The following is a 22,873-nucleotide window of genomic DNA, read 5'->3' as shown; positions in this document are numbered from 1 at the left end:
GTTGGCTATTTCGTTACAAAAAGGGCAAAAGGTAGACCTTACAAAAGGCAGAGCCGGTTTATCATCCATTACAGTAGGTTTAGGATGGGACCCAGTAAGCTCAGGCAAGCCAAAAGGCCTTTTAGGAGGATTGTTTGGTGGTGGAAGTGCTCCAAACATAGACTGTGATGCTTCTGTCATTCTTTTGGACAAGAACGACAAATTAACGAGTAAAAACAACTTGATCTACTTCGGTAATAAGACAAGTGGGGATGGAAGTGTAAAGCATACAGGTGATAACGTAACAGGTGATGGAGATGGTGATGATGAGCAAATCATCGTTGACTTAAACCGTATTTCTCCTAGTGTAGAAAAGATTGTATTCGTCGTGAATATTTATGCTTGTGTACAACGAAAACAAGATTTTGGCATGATTCAAAATGCCTTTATCCGTTTGGTCGATAATTCAAATGGACAAGAATTAATCCATTTTAACCTGACTGATAACTACTCAGGATTAACGTCATTATTTGTTGGTGAAATCTATCGCCACAATGGTGAGTGGAAATTTAATGCAATCGGCAATGGTACAAAAGACACATCTATTTCTGAGATTGCGAATAAGTATGCGTAATTTTCTTACAAAACGAATAAGGCATTAAAAAGCACCATTTACCATGAAGGATATATCATTAAGCACGTTACACTCGCTTAATCACAATGGTGGCGGTGCGGAGCCGAATTTTGGAGTACCTTCTTAATGAATGAAGTATATCTCCAAAGTAGATTGGCTATATTAGTAAGCTGCGAAGCCCCGTCCCCATGTCTTCATACAAAATAAATCTAATAAAGTGAGGGAAAATTATTATGGCTATTTCATTAAGCAAAGGACAAAAAGTTGATTTAACAAAAGGAAATCCAGGTCTTAAAAATTTAGTAATTGGTTTAGGATGGGATACAAACAAATATGATGGTGGACATGATTTTGACTTGGATTCATCGGTATTTTTACTAAACGCTTCAGGAAAAGTAGGTTCTGAAAAAGATTTTGTGTTCTTTAACAATCTTCAAGGTGGGAATGGTTCTGTTATACATACAGGAGATAACCTGACAGGTGAAGGTGATGGAGACGATGAGCAAATTAAAATCGACTTAAGCCTTGTACCAGCAGAGGTTGAAAAGATTGCTTTTACGATTACAATCCACGATGCAGAAGCTCGTAATCAGAACTTCGGTCAAGTATCGAATGCGTTTGTACGTGTTGTAAACGAACAAGGCAATACAGAACTCATTCGTTATGACCTTGGCGAAGATTTCTCCATTGAAACAGCTGTTGTTGTTGCGGAATTGTACCGTCACAATGGCGAGTGGAAGTTCAATGCAATTGGCAGTGGCTACCAAGGTGGATTGGCTGCACTTGTAACTGACTATGGTTTATCTGTATAACCTTTAAATATCTTTCAAAATAAGATCGGAGAAGATAGAGTTTCTTCTGATGACCCCTTCAACTGTATTCAATAATGCTGAAGGGGGATTATCTTTATCCTGGTTTAAGAAGCTGTAATCCTCCACCTTAATATTTACATAGAGAATCAGGAAAAATAGGTAGGGAGGAACTTCCAAATGATGAAGTTTCACTTTATGTGAAATAGAAAGGATGATGTAGATGTCCATTTCATTATCAAAAGGGCAACGAATTGATTTAACTAAAACAAATCCAGGTTTGACACTTGCTGTTATTGGTTTAGGCTGGGATACGAATAAATATACTGGCGGCTATGATTTTGATCTTGATGCTTCAGCATTTTTAGTTGATCAGAATGATAAGTGCACCAACGACCTTGATTTTATTTTTTATAATAATTTGCAAGATCCAAGTGGTTCTGTCATGCATACAGGTGATAACCGTACTGGTGAAGGTGATGGGGATGACGAGCAGATCAAAATAGATTTTAATAAAGTTCCTGCAAATATCCATAAAATTGCAATCACCGTTACAATCCATGATGCGAATCAGCGTAACCAAAACTTTGGTCAAGTGTCTAACGCATTTGTGCGTGTTGTAAATGAAGAAACAAATGCTGAAGTTTTACGTTATGACCTTGGCGAAGATTTTTCGATTGAAACAGCAGTCGTGATTTGTGAGTTATATCGTCATGGTTCTGATTGGAAATTTAATGCAATCGGCAGTGGCTTTTCGGGCGGATTGGCTGCGTTGTGTCAAAACTACGGGTTGTCTGTTTAATCGAGTTACAGATAACGTTGTAAGGTAATTGCAATCAAAAGTAATAATACATTTATAATCGTTCCAATTGCAAAAGGGTGAACACAGTTGTGTTTCCCTTTTCGTTATTTTCATAGTATTTTATCCTGGCTTAACGGATAATATGACCCAGCTCAAGGCTTAGAGGAATTAAAGAAGCGTAGGTGGGGACAACTTTGTCCGTCATAGCTCGATTGATTGGTTCAACTTCTATTCTCTCTGGTTGAAAGAGTGTGTCATGTTCATGAAGGCCAAAGGATGTGCAAATCTTAGTTTTGCTTGAGAAACTTCCGGTTTAAGATAAACAAGAAATATGGAGAAGTTATAATCCCACTCTCGATATTTCTTGTTTATCTTATGCAAGACCTAGATTGAGCAAGAGGTTTGTATTTCCTGAGTGAAAAAGAAAGTATTTGTTTGTATCTCACATTAACGGGCAGTATAGCCCCGATTGGTGAGACTCAGTGAAACTTGCTGAGAGTTGCAGAGGAAAAATTTGCGCCGCGCGGGAGATATTAGCGATTTTAGAACGGGAAGAGCCAGTAGAGGATGAAGAAATCACTACTGATTAAAGTTTCACTTTATGATTAGTTTACGCTATCGATGTGTCTATTTAGCAAATATACTCTTTGTTGATATCTAGTCTTTGATAGCTGGACGTTGTGTGGTTAGAGTCTTGTCGCATTCGGGTCTTATGCATTTTTTGGGAAATCGATAAAGGGTTACTAGACATATCCAAATTGGCTAGTAGCCAATTTGGACAGGTGATAGTTTTTCGTGATTGGAGGTAGCAGTTTGAAGCATTTTAATTATCTAACAAAGGACCGTGAGGAGAAAATCTTTTATCGGATGCCGATAGAATTTTCTAAAGACAGTGAAAAAGAATTGTTGGCACTATCGCTTGGAGCTTGCTTGTATATGCCAGGCACTCGTCCGAGTATTTGCGCTGATATAGTGAAACAGAAGCATGATGGTTTAGTATCCATGGTCCTTTGTCTTGAAGATGCTGTTAGTGATAATGAAGTATATCAGGCAGAATTGAATGTCATTGCTCAGCTACAGCAGCTTCATATGCAGCTTGAATCGGGAGCCATTATGATAGATGAACTTCCTATCATTTTTATTCGAGTGAGAAGTGAAAAACAAATGAGGTATGTAGCAGAGCATCTAGGTAGCTCCATACATGTACTAGCTGGCTTTGTTTTTCCGAAATTCACAGCTGAAAATGGGCAGGGTTATATTGCGGCTCTTCGTGATTTAAATGAACAATATGGCATTCGCTTATACGGCATGCCAATTCTTGAATCGGCTGAAGTGATATATAAGGAATCGAGAATAGCTTCATTGTTAAGCATAAAGCAACTGTTAGATGAACATTATGATTGCATTTTAAATGTACGGATGGGAGCAACTGACTTTTGTGGATTATATGGCATAAGAAGAAGTAGTGATTCTACGATTTATGATATTTCAGTCGTCAGAGATTGTATTGCAGATATCGTAAATGTATTTGGCCGAAGTGAAAAGGAGTATGTAGTGTCGGGTCCTGTATGGGAGTATTTTTATCGAGAAGAGCGAGTGCTTAAGCCGCAGCTTCGTCAAACTCCTTTTATGAACAGCCTAGGTAAAGAAGGCTTATCGATTCGTAAAGAATTCTTAAATGAATATTTGGACGGCTTAATTCAGGAAGTTTTGTTGGACAAAAACAATGGACTTACAGGGAAAACGGTCATTCATCCAACTCATATAAAGCCTGTTCATGCGTTTTCTGTTGTTTCCTACGAAGAATATATGGACGCCATTAGTATATTAGAGGGAATAGGTGGAGAATCAGGTGTACTGAAAAGTCAATTTTCTAATAAAATGAATGAAATGAAGCCTCATTATAATTGGGCAATAAAAATCGTTAGTAAAGCGAAAATATACGGGGTGTATCATGAACAATGCTCATACATTGACTTACTCACAGAGCAAGAACAGATCTGTATTTAATATATTAGATTCTTTAGTCGTATCAGTAGAAGTGACAGAAAATCCTTATAACCTGCCTTTAGACTTTTTATTCGAAATGGCAGCCCGCAAGAATAAGAAACGTGGGTTTCTGTTTGTTAGTAAAATTCTTGGCAAACATATTCCAGTAAACCCGATTACATCTTTGTTAAGTGGTGCATTATTAGCGATGCGTTATTTAGAAACGGTGCATAACCATTCAATAAAAGGTAAAAAATCCGTGATAGAAGCGTTGATCTCAGGAAGTAGAAAAGAAGAAGTCTACCATTCTCTTATGGAGAATCCTTTTGATTTACCTGAAGAAACACTTTTTATCGGTTTTGCTGAGACTGCGACAGCACTTGGACATAGTGTGTTTGATTTATTTAATAATGCCCATTATCTCCATACTACAAGAGAACGGATTGTTGGGTTACAGTCGAGCATAGAATTTGAAGAAGAACACTCTCATGCGACTGAGCAAGCGTGCTATGGAAATAAAGCATTATTGCAAAAAGACGGTCCGATCGTTCTTGTTGATGATGAAATTACGACGGGGAAAACAGCGTTAAATATTATTGAATCCATTCATGCCGTATATCCTCGAAGAGAGTATATCGTCCTATCTCTTTTAGATTGGCGTTCAGAAGCTAATAAAGAAGCGTATGCGAAACTAGAAGAAAAGCTTGGAATCCGTATTCAAACTGCAACATTATTGGCAGGTAGAATCAAGGTGGACGGCGAGCCTGTTGATACCGAAGGCTACTATGAATATGCCCAGTCTGGTGCTGCGGTTGAAACAGAAATCCATGCTATCAATCTATCAGAATATGAGAATTGTAAACGGATTGATGATGTTGCGTATGCATCTATTAGTAGTGAAGGATATGTGAATGAAGTTCCATATTCTGGAATGACAGGACGTTTTAACGGAATTTCGTCAAGTGATCGTCTGAGTATTGATGATTATGCTTATCGTGTAGGAACTGGGCTTAAGCAAACTCGCTCTGGAGGAAAGGCGCTCTGTCTAGGAACAACTGAATTTATGTATCTGCCAATGAAAATCGCTTCATATATGGGCGATGATGTCTACTATCAATCAACCACAAGAAGTCCGATTCATCGTATTGATAAAGCAGGGTATGCTGTGACCAGTGGGTTTGATTTTGCGAACCCGGATGATATGGCGATTACAAATTATTTTTATAATATCCCGTACAAAAGCTACCGGGATATCTATCTATTTCTTGAGCGCGAAGTAGAAGAGGTTCGCCTGGAATCGTTAGTAGAAAAAATCAAACAAGTTGGTGCCCAGAGGCTCTTTGTTGTCACAGTGAATTCTAATGCAGAAAGGAGATAGCTATGCCTATTAAACAAAACTTTACGATAGCGCCAATGGGCAGTTATCCACCTGAAGATGTGACATTTTTGTTAAAAGATCTAAGTGGAGTTATGCAAGAGCAGGGAACGGAGGACCGAGAAGAAGCGATTCAATCTGGTGTTCATTACTCTGAGATGTTGCCGATTGAATACAAGCCAACATCTGAATACATGGCAGTGTATCAAAAAGCATTGCAAGAATATGCAGAAAAAGTGGCGGTAGCAATAGGGGTTGTCGCACAAGAGATTCTTTTGAAGAAAGGAAAGAATTTGATTCTTGTTTCGTTAGCGAGAGCGGGTACTCCGATTGGCATCTTAATTAAACGTTATTTGTTATTGGCTCATAACTTGGATGTTCCTCATTATAGTGTTTCTATTATCCGTGGCAAAGGAATAGATGAGCAGGCGATTCACTATATCAAACAGAATCATCCAGATCGTCATATTCAATTTATTGATGGGTGGACGGGTAAAGGAGCGATTAGTCGTGAATTAACAAAAGCCTGTCAAAAAATGAATGATCAATATGGCTACGATCTTGACGATAGTCTTGCTGTTTTAGCGGATCCAGGTTATTGTTCTGAAATTTACGGGACAAGAGAGGATTACTTAATACCGAGTGCTTGCCTAAATTCAACTGTGTCAGGTCTTGTCAGCCGAACAGTTCATAATAAAGCATATATTTCTGAACAAGATTTTCATGGCGCAAAATATTATCGTCACCTTGAAGAAGAAGATGTATCAAATGAATTTATTGCAACAATCGTTAAAGAGTTTCCGGCAGTTGAGCGGAATATTCAAACGCATCTTGAACAAATTCGCTCGCAGCACACAGCACCGAATTGGTCAGGTTTAGCTTGTGTGAAAAAGATCCAAATTGACTTTTCAATCGACGATATGAATCATATAAAACCTGGTGTTGGGGAAACAACTCGTGTTTTATTGCGAAGAGTTCCATGGAAGATTCTTGTAAAAAATCGAAATGATAAGCGATTAAAACATATTATTCTGCTCGCTGAAGATCGTGGTGTTCCGATTGAAGAGTATCAAGAAATGTCATATACGTGTTGCGGACTAATTAAGTCGATGAAGGAGAAATTATGATTTTTGCAAGTGATTTAGATCAAACGTTAATTTACTCTATTCGATCAATGAGGCTTAGAGAAGATCGTCCTAAACCGGCGATGCGCGTTGTTGAGAAGCGCGGCGAACGAGAGATCTCTTATATGACCTTGCATGCTATTGAAATATTAAAAAAAGTTGCTGATAAGATGATGTTTCTTCCGGTTACCACAAGGACCGTAGAGCAGTTTCGATATATTAATCTGTTCCAAGACGAAATTGTGCCGCCTCTTGCTGTAACTAGTAATGGTGGAAATATTCTAGTGAACGGTAAAATCGATGAAGAGTGGCAAAGAAAAATAAAAGTAAAGTTAGAAAATGAGGCGTTGAGTGGAGAAGAGATACTTAAACATTTCAGTGAGTTAGCTAATAATAATTGGGTTAACTCTCAGCATACGGCAGATGAGTTGTTTCATTATTGTTTGATCGAGCGTGAAATGGCTCCGTTGGATGAATTAATGCATTTCAAAGAAATGATCGATCAGCAAGGCTGGAAAATGTCTCTGCAAGGCCGCAAACTTTATTTTGTACCCAAAGCGGTGAATAAATGGGATGCAGTCGCTTATATTAAAGAAAAAAGCAATCGAGAATTTGTGGCTGCGGCTGGAGATTCATTGCTTGATCTGTCGATGCTCGAAGTTGCGGACTATGCAATCTCCCCCATCCATGGAGAACTGAGTGAAATGGGAAATTCTGTAGTGAACAAAACGATTCACCGAACAGATCAAAAAGGAATCCTCGCAGCTGAGGATATATTAAATCAAGTCTTGCATATTTATGAAGAACGTTTATAGTTGCTTTTACTCCCCTTATTTTATTAAAGAGGGTTGCTGCTCGTTAAACCTGGATAAAATGCCAATCAAGAAGGTGTTTTCAAATGATCAACCTATTTAAAAAACAACCTAATCTAGATAGTCGAAACATATTAAGCTCAAGTGAAGCTTGCAAAGAATGGGGTATCGACTCATCAACATTAAGAAGGAGAATACATGATTTTCCAAATGGAACTATTCGTAAGTTCGGAACATCATGGGTGGTCACTCGTGAAGGAATGTATGCAGTATTTGGTGAAAAGAAAACTCAAGCAAGTTTCGAAGGTTGGAAATCTAAATATTAGAAGAAAATGAGTGGATGCCCTAAAAAGGTCAGACTAAAGCACTTCTACACAGTTTAAGGTGTGTGTAGTTGTTGGTTGGTCTGACCTTTTTTATGGGGCATCCACTTTTTGTTGTCTCACTTAATCAGCCTAGTTCCTTATCAGGGTCTGTTAAGAAAGGAATTCGGCTGGATCAAGACCTAGTTCTCGACAAATTTCACTGACAATTCGCTGCTCATTTGCGTCAAAGTTACCGTCAGCATAACCGATCGCTATGCTGTATCTTGCGATTAGACGAGCAATTTCCGGTTTTGTACGGACACGTCCTAGTGCTTTGAAGGCTTCGGCACGACCGACAATCATATCACGTTCGATTCTTTGAGTAAAGTTATTGAATTGTGCAATCACTTTGTTTGTATCGAAGACTCGTAATTCCTCGCTTTGGTTGACGAAATCAATCATTTGCTGGCGCTCGGCTGGATCTAGGTGTCCGTCTGCCATTGAAACAAGAGCACATCCGGCAACGATAGCGTCTAGTACATCCTGACTTTTATATCGAGCGAATAAATCCTGTGCTTTCCGCTTTTGTTGTACGGCCCATTCGGAATAGTCAGTTTGATTTGGAGACCATGAATTGCCGCAGCTGTTACAAGTAAGTTTCAATTGGTTTTTTCCGATAAATCCTCCCAATAAGCCAATTGGTCCGAGGATTAATCCACCAACTGCTGCTTTACCAAGTCCAAATCCCTTTTGACCAGTTCTGACATTGTTTGAATAGCAACGTGGACATTGCAGCTCCTCGCCGCCGTATTGCTGGTTGGCCCCACCTCTTTGGGCTTGATTTTGCATAGGAGGTTGGTAGGTTTGTTGTTGTTGGTATGGAGGTTGATTCCCATATGTATTCGTATTACCAAACCCTTGTTGTTGATATTGTGGTGATGGTGGGATCGGTTGTTGTTGATAAGGTTGTTGAACAATTGGAGTAGGTGTTGGAGCATCATCTACATTTACGCCGAAGTTTCTACATAAAGCTGATAACCCGCCTTGGAAGCCGCTTGCAATGGCATTGAATTTCCATTCCCCGTTATGACGATATAATTCTGCTGCAACGATGGCAGTTTCGACTGTAAAGTCTCTTCCAAGCTCAAACCTGATTAATTCCTCGAATGTCTGTGTGTTAAAAATCCTTACATAGGCATTGGAAACTTGTCCGAAATTTTGCTGCTTAATATGGGCATCGTGGATTGTGATTGTAAATGCGATCCGATGAATCGCCTGCGGTACAAGGTTTAAATCAATTTGAATTTGTTCATCATCTTGATGACCTGATCCTGTCCGGTTATCTCCGCTATACAGAATGGATCCATTTCCCCCAGAAGGGTTATTGTAGAATACAAAATCTGCATCACTTGCAACTTTTCCATTTGCACCAGTTAAAAAGGCTGATGCATCTAAATCATAGCTAGCTCCGAAATTGCCGACATCCCATCCTAGTCCTACAACAACGTGCTGCAGACCTGGATGGGTTTTTGTTAAGTCAACCTTTTGACCTTTACTTAGAGTTACACCCATCAATTACACGCTCCTTAAATGTTAATCAGTTTGAAAATATTACTATTATCGTACCACAAAAGGGAAAGGGTGTAATGTATTCGTAACCTGATACGTTAAAGTTCTTTAATGTTAGATTTTCTAACATTAATTTTAAATTTTTATAAAATTCAGTTGATTTTTAGAAGGGTATTTAATATGATATCAAATATAACATAATATGTTAGATAATCTAACATTATTTGAAAGGGGAGGAAAAAATGGAATTAGCAGACTCAGTCTTTATGTTTGTGGCAACTATGCTTGTTTGGATTATGACTCCAGGGATTGCACTTTTTTACGGAGGAATGGTAAAAAGCAAAAACGTCTTGAACACTGCGATGCATAGTTATATGCCGTTAGCTGTCATTTCAATCTTATGGGTTACGATCGGATACTCGATATCTTTTTCAGAGGGAAATGCTTTCTTCGGAGGCTTAGATTGGATTGGTTTGAATGGGGTAGGATTTGAGCCGGGACCTTACAGTGATACGATTCCACACAGTTTGTTCATGTTGTTCCAAATGACATTCGCTGTTTTAACGGTTTCAATCATTGCTGGAGGGGTCGCTGAGCGTATGAAATTTTCTGCATTCTTACTGTTCACAATTATATGGTCGTTATTCGTATACGCTCCACTAGCTCACTGGGTATGGGGCGGTGGCTGGTTAGCTCAACTTGGAACATTGGATTTTGCAGGTGGTAATGTGGTTCATGTTTCTTCTGGTGTGACAGGTCTAGTGTTAGCGATTATGCTCGGGAAACGTAAATTGTCAGGTGAAAATACACCGCATAATCTTCCGTTAACATTCTTAGGTGCGACATTAATATGGTTCGGTTGGTATGGGTTTAACGTTGGAAGCGCGTTGACGATTAATGAAGTAGCCATGGTCGTTTTTGTAAACACGGCAGTTGCAGCAGCAGCAGGCATACTTGGCTGGCTTGTCATTGAGTATATATGTAGTCGAAAGCCTACGATGCTAGGTGCATTATCTGGAGCTATCTCCGGATTAGTTGCGATTACACCTGCCTGTGGTTTCGTTACTGTGCCTGCCGCGATAATTATTGGATTGATTGGTGGAGCTGTCTGTTTCTGGGGTGTTTCTTATTTGAAAGGAAAGCTTGGCTACGATGATGCACTTGACGCGTTTGGTCTACATGGAGTAGGTGGAACATGGGGTGGTATTGCAACCGGATTATTCGCTACAACCTCTGTTAATCCAGGAGGGGCGAACGGATTACTGTATGGGGGCTTCGATTTATTTTGGAAACAGCTTGTTGCGATTGTCGCAACCTATATTTTCGTAGCGGTTCTTACATTTATCATTGCAAAAGTGATTAGTTACCTAGTACCGTTACGCGTGAATGAAGAGGATGAATCGCTCGGACTTGATATAACTTTACACGGAGAAAAGGCATATCACGAATCCATTTAAAGGGGGCTTTATTATGGAAGAGGTGTTAACGAAGATAGAAATCGTCACAAGACCAGAGAAATTCGACGTGTTCAAACAGGAGTTAGCCAAAATCGGAGTCAGTGGGATTACGGTCGCAGAAGTAAAAGGAACCGGGTTGCAAAAAGGCTATAAGGAAACCTATCGTGGTGTGACCCGTGAAATCAGCCTCCATGACCGAATCAAAATTGAAATCGTTGTCTGTGAGGTACCAGTACAGCAAGTAATCGATCTTGCAAGAAAATACTTCAATACAGGTAAACCGGGAGATGGAAAAATTTTTATCTATGAACTGGCTAATGTAATTAAAATCCGCACTGGTGAAGAAGGTCGTGCTGCACTGAAAAATGAGCAATAAAACCAGTAAAGGGAACTTCACTTAGGTTAACCCTTCGTTCAACCAGGATGAAACATACTATGAAACGTATTCAGCAGATCGGATGAGATGTAACGCATAGATAGGAAGGAATACCTTGAAGGCTTTTTAAAAGCATCAATGCAAGTAACAGGAAAATCATTAATACCCTTATTTTGGAAAGTGTTTATCAACCTGCTGACCGTTCTTAGTTAACTTTGAAAAAATTTTAGAAGACTTTTTGTTTCATTTAAAGTAAGTATGCCAAATATCCGAGAATAATTAAGTCAAACTAGTTTTTCATCCTTATCCATAGATAGGGATGTTTTTTTGATCGGTTTATTTGTGTTTTTTCAATTTTATTTTCGAAATCTGAAATTTATATCGATAGCAATTCAAAATTACTAATCAAATTCGAGTTTTCCTTTCAGAGCGTAGTCGTGGGTCGCATAAATGAGGGGAATTCTCAAATTCAACTCGTAAAATCCAAAAAAATGTGGATTGGGTCAAACGTCTAATTGTCGCATAGCCTTTTTTTAGAATATATTGACAATCAATTATGAGTTAGATAAACTTTTAATTAACCAGTGGTCAATTAAAGGAGAAAACTATGTCACCAAGAAAATCAGTGGATCATGAATTAACGAAAGAAATGATTATGGACACAGCGAGGGAATTATTTGCAGAGCAGGGGTTTCAGCATGTTTCGATGAGAAAAATTGCACAAAGCCTCGGATATTCACATGGGGCTCTTTATTATCATTTTAAAAATAAAGCGGAAATCTTCTACAGTCTTGTATTTTTAGACTTTTCCTCGCTGAATCACGAGATTGTGAAAGTGATGAATAGCGAAGCCGATAACGATCAAAAAATACGAGATTTACTTCTAAGGTTTATTAAATTTGGTCTCGATCATCCTAATCATTATGAAATTATGTTTTTAACGAGAGATGAAGAGGTGCAAAGCTTTTTGCAGCAGGAACCAAGTGAAAGCTATCGGCAATTTTCAGAAGCACTTCATCAATTGAGTAATAGGACCATACCGATTAAAGAGACATGGTCTGTTTTTCTATCACTTCATGGATTTGTTTCGGTCTATTTAAGGAATAGGCAATCTTATTCTGAGGTGGAAATCATGGCTGAAACACATGTAGATGTCATTTTACGGGCAATTGTGCAGCCCTAATTTTTTTAATATTTAATTGACCGATGGTTAATTAAAAGGGGGATGAGTATGAAGGCGTTAGTATTGGGAGCAACAGGGGGCATGGGTAGTGCAATTGTATATGAATTGTTAGTACGGGGAGTGGAAGTTACGGCTTTTGCCAGAAACATTGAGAAGTTAAATAAATTGTTCAAAGATCAAAAGGTAAAACTTGTTCAAGGTGATGTTTTTAACAAGGAACAAGTAAATCGAGCTGTGAAAAATGCAGACATTGTTTTTCATTCAATTAATATCCCATATGAGCAGTGGGAGGGACAGCAGCCTATTCTTATGGGAAATATTCTTGATGCGGTCCAAAAGTCTGGCGCTAAGCTCGCAATTGTCGATAACATATATGCGTACGGAAGAAACCCTGGTACTTTGGTGACGGAAACGACTAGAATGTCCCCTCATACGAAAAAAGGGAAAATTCGTCTAGAATTAAATTCGATGGTAAAGGAATCTGGTGTGCCAATGTTGATTGCACATTTTCCAGATTTTTATGGCCCTCATGCCGAAAACACGTTATTAGATTATACGTTTCAAGCAATAGCTAATGGGAAAAAGGCTCGATTTGTCGGCAATCAGATGTTGCCCCGAGAATTTATTTATACACCGGATGGCGCGAAAGCTATTTGTGAATTGGCAATGCAAGACCGCTTTGAAGGAGGGCATTGGAATATTCCGGGCACGAGTACGATTACTGGGAAAGAGATCATTGAACTTGTTAGAGAGTTGACGGGGTATGAGAAAAAGGTTTCCACCGTTTCTAAAAATATGATTCGACTACTCGGAGTGTTTGATCCTGGTATGAGGGAAATGGTTGAGATGTTTTATTTAAATGAAGATCCGGTCGTATTAGACGGCGGAAAATATGAGAGAGAAATAGGGCTGATTCCGATGACGCCATATGAGGAAGGGTTTCAAAAAACATTAGAAAGTATTGCTCAATAAAATAAATCGAGATACTTTGGGGTCTAGAGATAAATTTTAAAAATAGAAAATGTTAAGTGTTCTAGCTCAAACCCTAGAATAAAAGCACAAAGCTCAAGCTATGACCAATTTAGCTTGAGCCAATCTCTTATAACCCTAACGAAATATACTTCACTTCTAAATATTCTTCAATTCCATGATGTCCGCCTTCGCGACCTAATCCACTTTGTTTGAAACCGCCAAATGGAGCTTGAGGAGTTGACGGCAGCCCGTCATTCAAGCCGACGATGCCAAATTCAAGAGCTTCAGTAATTCGAATACCTCTGCTAATGTTTTCGGTGAAAACGTAAGCTGCCAGCCCATATATAGATTGGTTCGCCCGCTTAATAGCTTCTTCATCGGTTTTGAAGGAAGCAATCGGTGCAAGCGGTCCAAATGTTTCTTCTTGCATACAAAGCATAGAATCATCGATATTACTTAAAACGGTTGGCTCTAGGAAAAGTCCATTTTGTACCATTCCGCCTGATTCTAATTTGGCACCTTGACTGATGGCATTTTCAATATGGGCCAATACTTTATCAACCGCACTTTGATTAATAAGTGGTCCAATATCCGTGCCTTCTTCGAGCCCGTTACCAACTTTAAGAGTTCCAACTTTTGCGACTAATTTTTCAATAAAAGCTTCATAAATGGATTCATGTACATAGACTCTGTTTGCACAGACGCAAGTTTGCCCTGCGTTTCGGAATTTAGAGTTCAAGACACCTGCCACAGCCTTGTCCAAATCAGCATCCGCAACAACGATAACTGGAGCATGTCCACCGAGTTCAAGGGAGATTTTCTTGACTGTATCAGCTGCGCCTTTCATTAAGAGTTTGCCAACTTTTGTTGATCCAGTAAAGGTCAGCTTACGAACCCGATTATCCTCAATCCAGGCACTTCCAATTGCCTTAGCATCTCCTGTTACAACATTAATGACGCCTTTTGGAATTCCAGCTTGCTCAGCTAGTTCAACTAATTTAATAGCGGTGAGAGGTGTTAATTCTGATGGTTTAATGACAACTGTACAGCCAACTGCAAGTGCTGGTGCAACCTTTCTGGTAATCATAGCTGCAGGGAAGTTCCAAGGAGTGATGACTGCAACGACACCAACTGGCTGTTTGGAAACGAATAATCGCTTATTAGCTTGAGTTGCCGGGATGGTTTCCCCGTACACTCGTTTCCCTTCTTCTGCGTACCAAGATAAAAAACCATTTGCATAGGAGATTTCTCCAATCGCTTCTTTCAGTGGCTTGCCTTGTTCCACCGTCATGATGTTTCCAAGTTCTTCTTTTTTTTCTTCGATTAAACGATGCCATTTCCAGATCAATTCAGACCTATCATAAACCGATAGCCCAGCCCATCCTTTAAAGGCGTCGTATGCTGCATCTGTTGCTTTCTTTGCTTCATCAGCGCCTCCATTAGGAACAGTGGCAATTACTTCATTCGTCGCTGGATTCCTTACTTCAATTTTAGCTAATCCATAATCTGACCATTCTCCGTTCACAAATATTCCATAATGTTTCATACGTACAACCTCCATTCCGAAAGTAAATATCGTTCTTCTTAAGTATATATAACAATATATCTATGGTTAAGTTTCTTGCTTGATGGAACAAATACTTCAGTAATTTCAGATTTACTTGGGTGAAAGAGAAGGTGTACTTTCTATCATTTAATCTTTATTAAGAATTCATATCTAATGACCTTTGTAGATAGATAATTCGACATCAGTATGAGTTATCCTTTTGCATAAGATACTAATAAAAGGATAGGGTGATGTGATCATTCGAGTTATTGGTGCATCCTTTATTCGACATTTGCTATAATAATGTAAGATTTGTATAAAATGGAGTTGGGTAAATGGTAACGATTGCTGATATTGCAAAAATGGCGGGTGTGGCTAAGAGTACAGTTTCACGGTATTTAAACGGAGGATCTGTGAGTGAAGAAACGATAAGAAAAATTGAAAAAGTCGTTCAAGAAACGGGATATTCGCCCAATAAATTTGCCCAAAGCTTGAAAGCGAAGAAGACGAATATCATTGGGACGATAGTACCCCGTTTAGATTCGTATGCTACTTCACAAACTTTGATTGGCATTGATGAGCAGCTTAGAGATTTGGAATATCAGCTAATTATTTCTAACACGAGTCAGAGTTTAGAGCGTGAAATTGAAAATATTTATATATTGGCACAGCAGAAAGTGGCAGGCATTATTTTGTTGGCAACTATGGTAACGGAGAAACATATTAAAGCATTGCATGAAATAAAGGTGCCGATTTTATTAGTTGGCCAAGAAAATGAAGAATTTCATAGCTTGATTCATAATGATTATCAAGCTGCTCATTCATTAGGAGAGTACGTTCTTGCACAAAGGCATACTAGAATCGCATATTTAGGAGTTACAAAGGAAGATATAGCAGTAGGGGTCAAACGTAGAGAAGGTTTTATGTCTGCTGTAGCCGATAAGGTAGATACTGAAGTGAAGTATTTTGAGACAAGCTTTAAGAGTGAAGATGCGATCCATAAAACGCTTGAAATTATTGAGCAGTACAAGCCAAGTATTATTGTTTGTGCGACTGATAATATTGCCCTTGGCGCTTTAAAAGCTGCCTATTTGAGTGGGTTACAAGTTCCAAAAGATCTATCTATTACTGGCTTTGGGGGGTATGAAGTAACGGATTTGATCCATCCTAGCATTACAACAGTTAAGTTTTTCTATAAAGAAGCGGGTAACTTTGCTGCAAAAAGTATTGTAAAAATGGTGAACAAAGAAGAAATTGACCAAATGACATTCTCAAAATATGAAATACTCAAAAGAGAAAGCGTTGACAAAAAAAATAATTAAACTTATACTTTATTCGGAACCGGTTCCAAAAAAGATGTTTTTTGGAACCAGTTCTAAATACTTGTATTTTTTTTTAGATTTTAGGAACCGGTTCCACAATTCGCGCAAAAGTGATGATAAATATGGATTATAAAAGTACCGCAAAGGATATTTTAGAAGCACTTGGTGGAAAAGATAACGTAGCAGCGGCAGCCCATTGTGCGACAAGGTTAAGATTAGTCGTGAACGATGAAAGCCAAATTGATCAAAAGCAGCTAGATGAAATGGAGATTGTTAAAGGAACATTCTCAACTGGTGGTCAATATCAGATTATTTTAGGTCCTGGAATTGTCAATGAAGTTTACAAAGATTTCGCTAAAATAACAGAGCTTTCTGATATGTCAACTAGTGAAGTAAGCAGTGCGGGATCGAAGAAAATGAACCCTATACAACGATTTGTGAAAATGCTTTCAGATATTTTTGTACCTATTATTCCGGCAATCGTAGCTGGGGGCTTGTTAATGGGGTTGAATAATTTATTAACAGCTCCTGATTTCTTTATTGAAGGAAAATCATTAATCGAAGCATATCCAAACATGGCGGACCTTGCTGCACTTATTAATACATTTGCAAATGCTGCTTTCGTCTTTTTACCTATATTAATCGGCTTCTCTGCGACGAAACGGTTTGGGGGAAATCCGTATTTAGGTGCAACTTTAGGAATGTTAATGGTTCATCCAGATTTACTTAATGGTTATGGTTATGCGAACGCTGTAGCAAATGGTGAAGTGCCGATTTGGAAAATATTAGGATTTGAGATTGAGAAGGTTGGTTACCAAGGAACAGTATTGCCTGTACTCGTTTCATCTTTTATCTTGGCTAAAATTGAAACGTTTCTAAGAAGACGAGTTCCGTCGGTAGTTGATAATTTGGTCACACCATTGCTCTCGATTTTTATTACAGGAATTCTTACCTTTATCTTAGTTGGACCATTAACAAGAAGTGCTGGTAATGCAGTGACGGATGGACTTGTATGGTTATATGATTCTGCAGGCTTTATTGGTGGAGGGTTATTCGGTCTATTATACGCCCCAATTGTTATTACTGGTATGCATCACAGTTTTATCGCGGTTGAAACACAGTTACTCGCTGATATCGCTAAAACAGGCGGCTCGTTTATTTTCCCGATTGCTGCCATGTCTAATGTGGCACAAGGAGCTGCTACATTGGCGGTATTGCTACTAACGACGAATGCAAAGCTAAAAGGAGTTGCATCTGCGGCAGGTATTTCGGCTTTACTAGGAATTACAGAACCGGCAATGTTCGGGGTGAACTTGAAATTGAGATATCCCTTTTTTGGAGCAATCGTTGGTGCGGCAGTAGGATCTGCCTTTATAGCGTTGTTTAAAGTAAAGGCGATTGCGTTAGGAGCAGCTGGTCTTCCTGGGATTATTTCGATTAAGCCTGGAACGATTACCTTCTATATTATTGGAATGGCCATTACTTTTGCGGTTGCCTTTGCGATAACAATTATACTAGGCAAACGTGATACAAAGAAAAATGGGGGGACTACATCGTAATACAATACTGGGAATAAGGGGAGCTATCATGGTTTTCTCACTATTTCATAAAAAGGAGAGAACAATTATGTGGACGAGAGAACAACGCTATCGCCGACTAGAGGAGGCAGCACCAGAAGAGATAGCTAGTCTATTAGAAACAGTTCATGCTTGCCCATTTAGACAGACATTCCACATTCAACCTCCAATGGGGTTAATGAATGATCCAAATGGCTTGGCATATTTTGACGGATATTATCATGTCTTTTACCAATGGTTTCCTCTAGGTCCTGTTCATGGGGTGAAGTATTGGTATCATATGAAATCTATTGACCTTATTACTTGGATTGATGAAGGACCTGGGATACGTCCGGATCTGGATTTTGATTCTCATGGTGCATACTCTGGGAGTGCATTAGAGCAGGATGGTAAGCTTTATCTGATGTATACAGGTAACAAACGTGATGAAAACTGGCGACGGTATCCTTCGCAGTGCATCGCCGTGATGAACCAAAATGGGGAAATTTCAAAGTGGCAAGATCCAGTAATTCCAGAACCGCCTAATGGATATACGGAGCATTTTCGTGACCCAAGGGTATGGAAGGAAGATGGGGGTTTTTGGGCAATTATCGGCGCGCAACGGGAAGATTTGACTGGGACCGTCCTTCTGTATAGCAGCCCGGATATGAAAACTTGGAGGCTTGAAGGGGAACTGAAAACAAATCTGCCAAACTTCGGTTATATGTGGGAGTGTCCAGATTATTTTGAGCTAGATAATTCTGGTGTACTCATCTTCTCCCCGCAAGGAATTGAAGCAAAGGGTGACGAATTCCAAAATATTTATCAGTCAGGATATCTGATTGGTGAATCATTGAATTTGCTAAGTCGGGAGTTTCATCATGGAGCATTTAAAGAGCTTGATCGGGGATTTGATTTCTATGCCCCGCAAACGATGGTCGATCCAAATGGCCGAAGAATTCTCATTGGTTGGATGGGGTTACCGGAAATTGTTTATCCGACTGATAAAAATGGCTGGGCGCATTGTCTGACGATTCCTAGAGAATTGTCGATTCAAAATGGAAAACTGATTCAAACGCCGGTTAAAGAACTTGAAGCATTGAGAAAACAAAAGGTAGAGATTCAGGCGTGCATTGAGAATGAAAGCAAATCCTTTCTGGGGTTGACTGGAACTACTTTTGAAATGAAAATAAAGATAGAGAATCTTGATGCTGTAGAATGTGGCATTGAATTTCGCGCAAATAATACAAAGAAAACAGTGTTGAAGTACGAAGCGAAGCGTAAAAGGCTAATCTTAGATAGAAGCCTTTCTGGAGAGAGCGTTGGAATAGATTACGGAACAATACGAGCTTGTTCATTGGAATCTGAATTACTAACTGTGCATCTTTTCGTTGATGTTTCTTCCGTAGAAATATTTATCAATGACGGTGAGGAAGTCTTTACAGCTCGAATTTTCCCAGAAGAAGATGGTCAAGACATCCGATTCTTTGCCAATCATGGAAGTATGGATATGACTGTGGAAAAATGGGCGATATCCCGCTATAACGGGCAGTAAAACCCCCACCTCAAGGAATCGAGGAAGCGTAGGTAGGGGATGATTGCCCGTAAAAGCCCGATTGGTGAGATACAGTGAAACTTACCGATGCGAGAGCAGAGGTTTAGTTGAACTAATCGGGTTCGTACTGTCGCTTTATCGAAGATTTAGCGACAGTAGAACGGGACTAACAATCAGTGGGGATGAAAGACCCCCCACTGATTGAAGTTTCACTTTATAAGGAGAAAGAGAGGGCGTTAAAATGGGATCACTTTATTCAATAGGTGAAGTATTAATTGATTTCATTCCACTTCAAAAAGGGTTGGCGTTAAAGGATGTAGTTTCATTTGAACGTGCTCCTGGAGGGGCTCCTGCTAATGTTGCTGCAACTGTAGCGAAGCTTGGCGGTGTTGCCCATATGATTAGTAAAGTGGGTGAGGATGCCTTTGGTGATTTTTTGAGGAATCAGTTGGAAGAAGCAGGTGTTAAAACAGACAAATTACTAACAACAAAAGAAGCACATACTGCATTAGCATTTGTCTCGTTACGTGAAGATGGCGAGAGAGACTTTTCTTTTTATCGTAATCCTTCCGCTGATTTATTATTCTCAGAAAATGAAATTGAAGAAGATTGGTTCTCTGAAGGAGATATTTTACATTTTTGCTCTGTTGATTTAGTAGAAAGTCCAATGAAAAATGCTCATAAAAAAGCCATCAAACAGGCACAGATAAAAGGAAGTCTAATCAGCTTTGATCCGAATGTCAGGCTACCATTATGGGATCGTCCAGAAGCTTGCAGAGAAGCTATTCTAGAATTTATCCCCAAGGCTGATATTATCAAAATATCTGATGAAGAATTATTGTTCATTACCGGGTTTGAAGATGAAAAAGCAGCTATTTCCTCACTTTTTACCGGCCGTGTGAAAGTGGTCATCTATACGAAAGGTGCCATGGGTGCTACTCTTTATGGCAGGGACTTTTCTTATACATCAAAGGGGTATTCTGTAAAGGTTCAAGATACGACTGGAGCAGGTGATGCTTTTATAGGAGCATTCCTACATCTTTTGTTAGAAAATGGAATAGATCCATCTCAGCTTGAAGAATTCTCTAGAAAGCATCACGAAAAGCTTCTTACATATTCAAATGCCTGCGGTGCACTTACGACGATGGGAAAAGGAGCCATAGGTTCACTGCCTACAAAAGAACAAATCATTAAACTTGTGACTAAAGGAAGAATAAGAGATTAATAATTCGAGTAGATACCAAGAAGAACGGAGTGCATGTTTCGAACTAATGCACCTCGTTCTTCTTATATATAATGGTTGATTAATTCTCGAACGGTTTAATTTGCCGATACAGTTGCTCGATTACGGGTAATTGGATTCCCGCTTTTTCCGCAAGCCGGAGTGCCCCGCCTTGTAGGTGTTCAACTTCTAGAGTGTTCTCTTTTCGACGATCTTGATGCATGGATGAGGTGGAATCCTCTGGAAGTCTCTCGAATTGTTTCATGAATTGAGCGACGTGTTCCTCAGTAATAGCTACTCCGTTTAAATTAGCGAGCCCTTTCATTTCTAAAAGTACTTGGTGTAGCAGTTCGAATGTATCTGGATATTTCCGTATCGTTCCAATTGAAAAATTGGTTGCTGTCGTTACCCCTGAAAAGGCGGTAATAAATATATATTTTTTCCATAATTCTAGCATAATGTCTTTAGAGTAGCGTGCATTCATAATGGCATTGTCAGAAATTTTTTCAAGTTCTCTACAAATATTTTGCTGAGAGGGATGGAGAGGCCCAAATAAAAAATCATGGCTGCTGCTCGTATGGACAACATGCCCTTTTTCATCCAGTGTTGTAATAATATACGCACTACCGCCGATTACAGCTTCTTCACCCAATTCTTTCTGAAGAATGGCAATATGTTCAAGTCCGTTTAATAGAGGGATTACCTTAGCGCCCCTATCGACTAACGCTTTAAGGGCAGGAATGGTTCCTTGTAAATGATAGCCTTTAACAGCAAGGACAACGAGGTCGGGATCTGTCAAACCAGCTAGGTTATCTGTAAAATGAAGGTCATTAAACACATAATTTCCGTGTGAACTAGTAATATATAAACCGTTTTCATTTAAAAGCCTGGCTCGGTTTTCACGAACGAGAAACTGTACATGCTGACCTGCTTCTTGCCACCTTGCACCATAATAAGCTCCTATTGCGCCTGCACCAATAATTACGATATTCAAAGATAAGCACCCCGCTTTTAATATTTCAAGCTTGAAACGCTCCAAGCTTCTTCATCTTATCACTTATTAGATTATTAAAGTGTTAAATTGTTAAAAAAAGCTAATTTTCAAATATACAAAACGAATATGGTGTTGAAGCGCCGCCATTTACTGTGAAGGATCAATCCTATAGCAACAGACACCCTCATCAGCAAAGTAGAACGGCTGTCACGAAGCCTCATCCCTATGTTCATCATACAAAAAAGAGGATGCCTGTATAGTCATCCTCTTTCCATTAATTATAAATACGTACATTTACAGTTTTTACACCCCAATTGAGTGCATGTTTTTTGGATGGCATAAATACGTCGATTTTTTTCCCTTTAATGGCGCTGCCTTTATCTGCTGCGATGGCGTATCCGTATCCATCGACATATACCTTTGTACCAAGTGGAATGACTTTGGGGTCAACGGAAATCACTTTAAGTGATGGGTTTTTCTTCAAATTCAATCCAGTTGATGTAATTCCACTGCAGCCTTTGCAATCTGCACTATAGGCAGTCGCTTTAATGGTAATGGTTTTATAGGCTTTTTGTGTGGCTGCTTTTACTTGAGTATTTTTTGCTTGTGTTTGTGCCGCTGATACTTTTAAAACTTGTTTTGGTTTGATCGTAGTGCTTTTTAGTTTATTCCAAGTCTTTATTTGCTGAACTGTTACTTTATGTTTTTTAGCTATGCTATAGAGTGAATCGCCTTTTTTGACTTCATATGTATTCGCCGATGCAACGCCGGAAAACCCAAATACTAGAAAAAACGTAGCTGTTAGATAGACTAGATATTTTTTCAAAATGATAGTCTCCTTTGTCATAATTTAATAGATTTAGAATAACAGGAGAGTATGACAACTACATTTCATTCTAATAGTAATTATGTTACAAAATGGAGACAAATTTAGCGTCCGTGTAATATTACAAGTTATTTTGAAATGGATTTAGGTAGAAAAAGGGCGATAAAGCAGGTATCTTTCCGAATTAATAAGAGTTTAGAGGGAAATAATTAAAGTTTTTGTGAAAATAAACTAAAAATTCTGAAAAATAAACTCGCAAATTAGAATAATTATTATACTTTGATAGAAATATATAAGATATCCCAAGATTTGTTTAACCTTACCTCTATAATAGCAGTCTAAATAATGTACCTTCCAATATAGTAAAACTTGTTTTGATCTCTGGTTGTCAATTCCAGCTAAAATAATGTCCATTTTGGCTCACAAATCTTAAAACTGGCTCGAAACCCCCTTATTCTGGCACTCA

The 22,873-nt window shown here is 38.9% G+C and carries 20 protein-coding genes; 16 read left to right on the top strand and 4 right to left on the bottom strand.

Annotated elements, in window-relative coordinates; translation table 11 throughout:
- The first annotated feature begins 1 nt into the window (after position 1).
- The 8 genes from HNP81_RS09105 (at position 2) to HNP81_RS09070 (ending at position 7,850) form a co-directional block, all read left to right on the top strand.
- Positions 2-613, top strand: coding sequence for a TerD family protein (locus HNP81_RS09105; RefSeq protein WP_182502392.1), 612 nt, complete (start codon positions 2-4; stop codon positions 611-613).
- Between the two features lie 233 nt (positions 614-846).
- Entirely contained in the window at positions 847-1,425 is a 579-nt protein-coding gene (locus HNP81_RS09100) for a TerD family protein (protein WP_182502391.1), read from the top strand.
- 220 nt (positions 1,426-1,645) lie between these two features.
- The gene (locus HNP81_RS09095) at positions 1,646-2,224 is read left to right on the top strand and encodes a TerD family protein (RefSeq protein ID WP_182502390.1); all 579 of its coding nucleotides are present in this window, start codon (positions 1,646-1,648) and stop codon (positions 2,222-2,224) included.
- A gap of 813 nt (positions 2,225-3,037) precedes the next feature.
- Positions 3,038-4,234: an HpcH/HpaI aldolase/citrate lyase family protein gene (locus tag HNP81_RS09090; protein ID WP_182502389.1), complete on the top strand. Its 1,197-nt coding sequence runs from the start codon at positions 3,038-3,040 to the stop codon at positions 4,232-4,234.
- Complete coding sequence (locus tag HNP81_RS09085; protein WP_182502388.1) at positions 4,179-5,591, top strand: phosphoribosyltransferase family protein; 1,413 nt, start codon at positions 4,179-4,181, stop codon at positions 5,589-5,591. Before HNP81_RS09090 ends, HNP81_RS09085 begins: the two co-directional genes overlap by 56 nt.
- Before the next feature lie 2 nt (positions 5,592-5,593).
- Positions 5,594-6,715 (top strand): cysteine protease StiP family protein, encoded by a 1,122-nt coding sequence (locus HNP81_RS09080; protein ID WP_246399289.1) that lies wholly within the window; start codon positions 5,594-5,596, stop codon positions 6,713-6,715.
- Positions 6,712-7,527, top strand: a complete 816-nt coding sequence (locus HNP81_RS09075) for an HAD family hydrolase (RefSeq protein WP_182502387.1) — start codon at positions 6,712-6,714, stop codon at positions 7,525-7,527. Before HNP81_RS09080 ends, HNP81_RS09075 begins: the two co-directional genes overlap by 4 nt.
- Before the next feature lie 83 nt (positions 7,528-7,610).
- Positions 7,611-7,850: a helix-turn-helix domain-containing protein gene (locus tag HNP81_RS09070; RefSeq protein WP_182502386.1), complete on the top strand. Its 240-nt coding sequence runs from the start codon at positions 7,611-7,613 to the stop codon at positions 7,848-7,850.
- Between the two features lie 150 nt (positions 7,851-8,000).
- Here HNP81_RS09070 and HNP81_RS24245 read toward each other — a convergent pair whose 3' ends face one another.
- The gene (locus HNP81_RS24245; protein ID WP_028389850.1) at positions 8,001-9,401 is read right to left on the bottom strand and encodes a TerD family protein; all 1,401 of its coding nucleotides are present in this window, start codon (positions 9,399-9,401) and stop codon (positions 8,001-8,003) included.
- Positions 9,402-9,640: 239 nt separating this feature from the next.
- On the opposite strand from HNP81_RS24245, the gene HNP81_RS09060 reads away from it, so the two are divergent.
- From HNP81_RS09060 to HNP81_RS09045, 4 genes are all read left to right on the top strand, one after another.
- On the top strand, positions 9,641-10,855 hold the full coding sequence (locus tag HNP81_RS09060) for an ammonium transporter (RefSeq protein ID WP_182502385.1): 1,215 nt from the start codon (positions 9,641-9,643) through the stop codon (positions 10,853-10,855).
- Positions 10,856-10,868: 13 nt separating this feature from the next.
- A complete protein-coding gene (locus HNP81_RS09055; RefSeq protein WP_028389852.1) occupies positions 10,869-11,231 on the top strand; it encodes a P-II family nitrogen regulator in 363 nt (120 codons plus the stop codon).
- A 607-nt stretch (positions 11,232-11,838) separates the two neighbouring features.
- Positions 11,839-12,414 carry a TetR/AcrR family transcriptional regulator gene (locus tag HNP81_RS09050; protein WP_182502384.1) on the top strand — a complete coding sequence of 192 codons (576 nt, stop codon included), beginning with the start codon at positions 11,839-11,841 and terminating at the stop codon, positions 12,412-12,414.
- Positions 12,415-12,456: 42 nt separating this feature from the next.
- Positions 12,457-13,386, top strand: a complete 930-nt coding sequence (locus HNP81_RS09045) for an SDR family NAD(P)-dependent oxidoreductase (protein WP_182502383.1) — start codon at positions 12,457-12,459, stop codon at positions 13,384-13,386.
- A gap of 127 nt (positions 13,387-13,513) precedes the next feature.
- Here the strand turns inward: HNP81_RS09045 and HNP81_RS09040 are convergent, their stop codons facing one another.
- Entirely contained in the window at positions 13,514-14,932 is a 1,419-nt protein-coding gene (locus HNP81_RS09040; protein ID WP_182502382.1) for an NAD-dependent succinate-semialdehyde dehydrogenase, read from the bottom strand.
- A 335-nt stretch (positions 14,933-15,267) separates the two neighbouring features.
- On the opposite strand from HNP81_RS09040, the gene HNP81_RS09035 reads away from it, so the two are divergent.
- The 4 genes from HNP81_RS09035 (at position 15,268) to HNP81_RS09020 (ending at position 20,590) form a co-directional block, all read left to right on the top strand.
- Positions 15,268-16,254: a LacI family DNA-binding transcriptional regulator gene (locus HNP81_RS09035; RefSeq protein ID WP_182502381.1), complete on the top strand. Its 987-nt coding sequence runs from the start codon at positions 15,268-15,270 to the stop codon at positions 16,252-16,254.
- Between the two features lie 122 nt (positions 16,255-16,376).
- A complete protein-coding gene (locus tag HNP81_RS09030; protein ID WP_182502380.1) occupies positions 16,377-17,813 on the top strand; it encodes a sucrose-specific PTS transporter subunit IIBC in 1,437 nt (478 codons plus the stop codon).
- Between the two features lie 64 nt (positions 17,814-17,877).
- Positions 17,878-19,365, top strand: coding sequence for a glycoside hydrolase family 32 protein (locus HNP81_RS09025; RefSeq protein WP_182502468.1), 1,488 nt, complete (start codon positions 17,878-17,880; stop codon positions 19,363-19,365).
- Positions 19,366-19,606: 241 nt separating this feature from the next.
- The gene (locus HNP81_RS09020) at positions 19,607-20,590 is read left to right on the top strand and encodes a PfkB family carbohydrate kinase (RefSeq protein WP_182502379.1); all 984 of its coding nucleotides are present in this window, start codon (positions 19,607-19,609) and stop codon (positions 20,588-20,590) included.
- Between the two features lie 79 nt (positions 20,591-20,669).
- Here HNP81_RS09020 and HNP81_RS09015 read toward each other — a convergent pair whose 3' ends face one another.
- Complete coding sequence (locus HNP81_RS09015) at positions 20,670-21,581, bottom strand: ketopantoate reductase family protein (protein WP_028389860.1); 912 nt, start codon at positions 21,579-21,581, stop codon at positions 20,670-20,672.
- A 274-nt stretch (positions 21,582-21,855) separates the two neighbouring features.
- The gene (locus HNP81_RS09010; protein ID WP_182502378.1) at positions 21,856-22,407 is read right to left on the bottom strand and encodes a 3D domain-containing protein; all 552 of its coding nucleotides are present in this window, start codon (positions 22,405-22,407) and stop codon (positions 21,856-21,858) included.
- Positions 22,408-22,873 lie beyond the last annotated feature (466 nt).

It is taken from the genome of Peribacillus huizhouensis, from assembly GCF_014138605.1.
Lineage (GTDB): Bacteria > Bacillota > Bacilli > Bacillales > DSM-1321 > Peribacillus > Peribacillus huizhouensis.
Note: the sequence above shows the minus strand (reverse complement) of the source record. Positions and strands in the feature narration are given on the sequence as shown.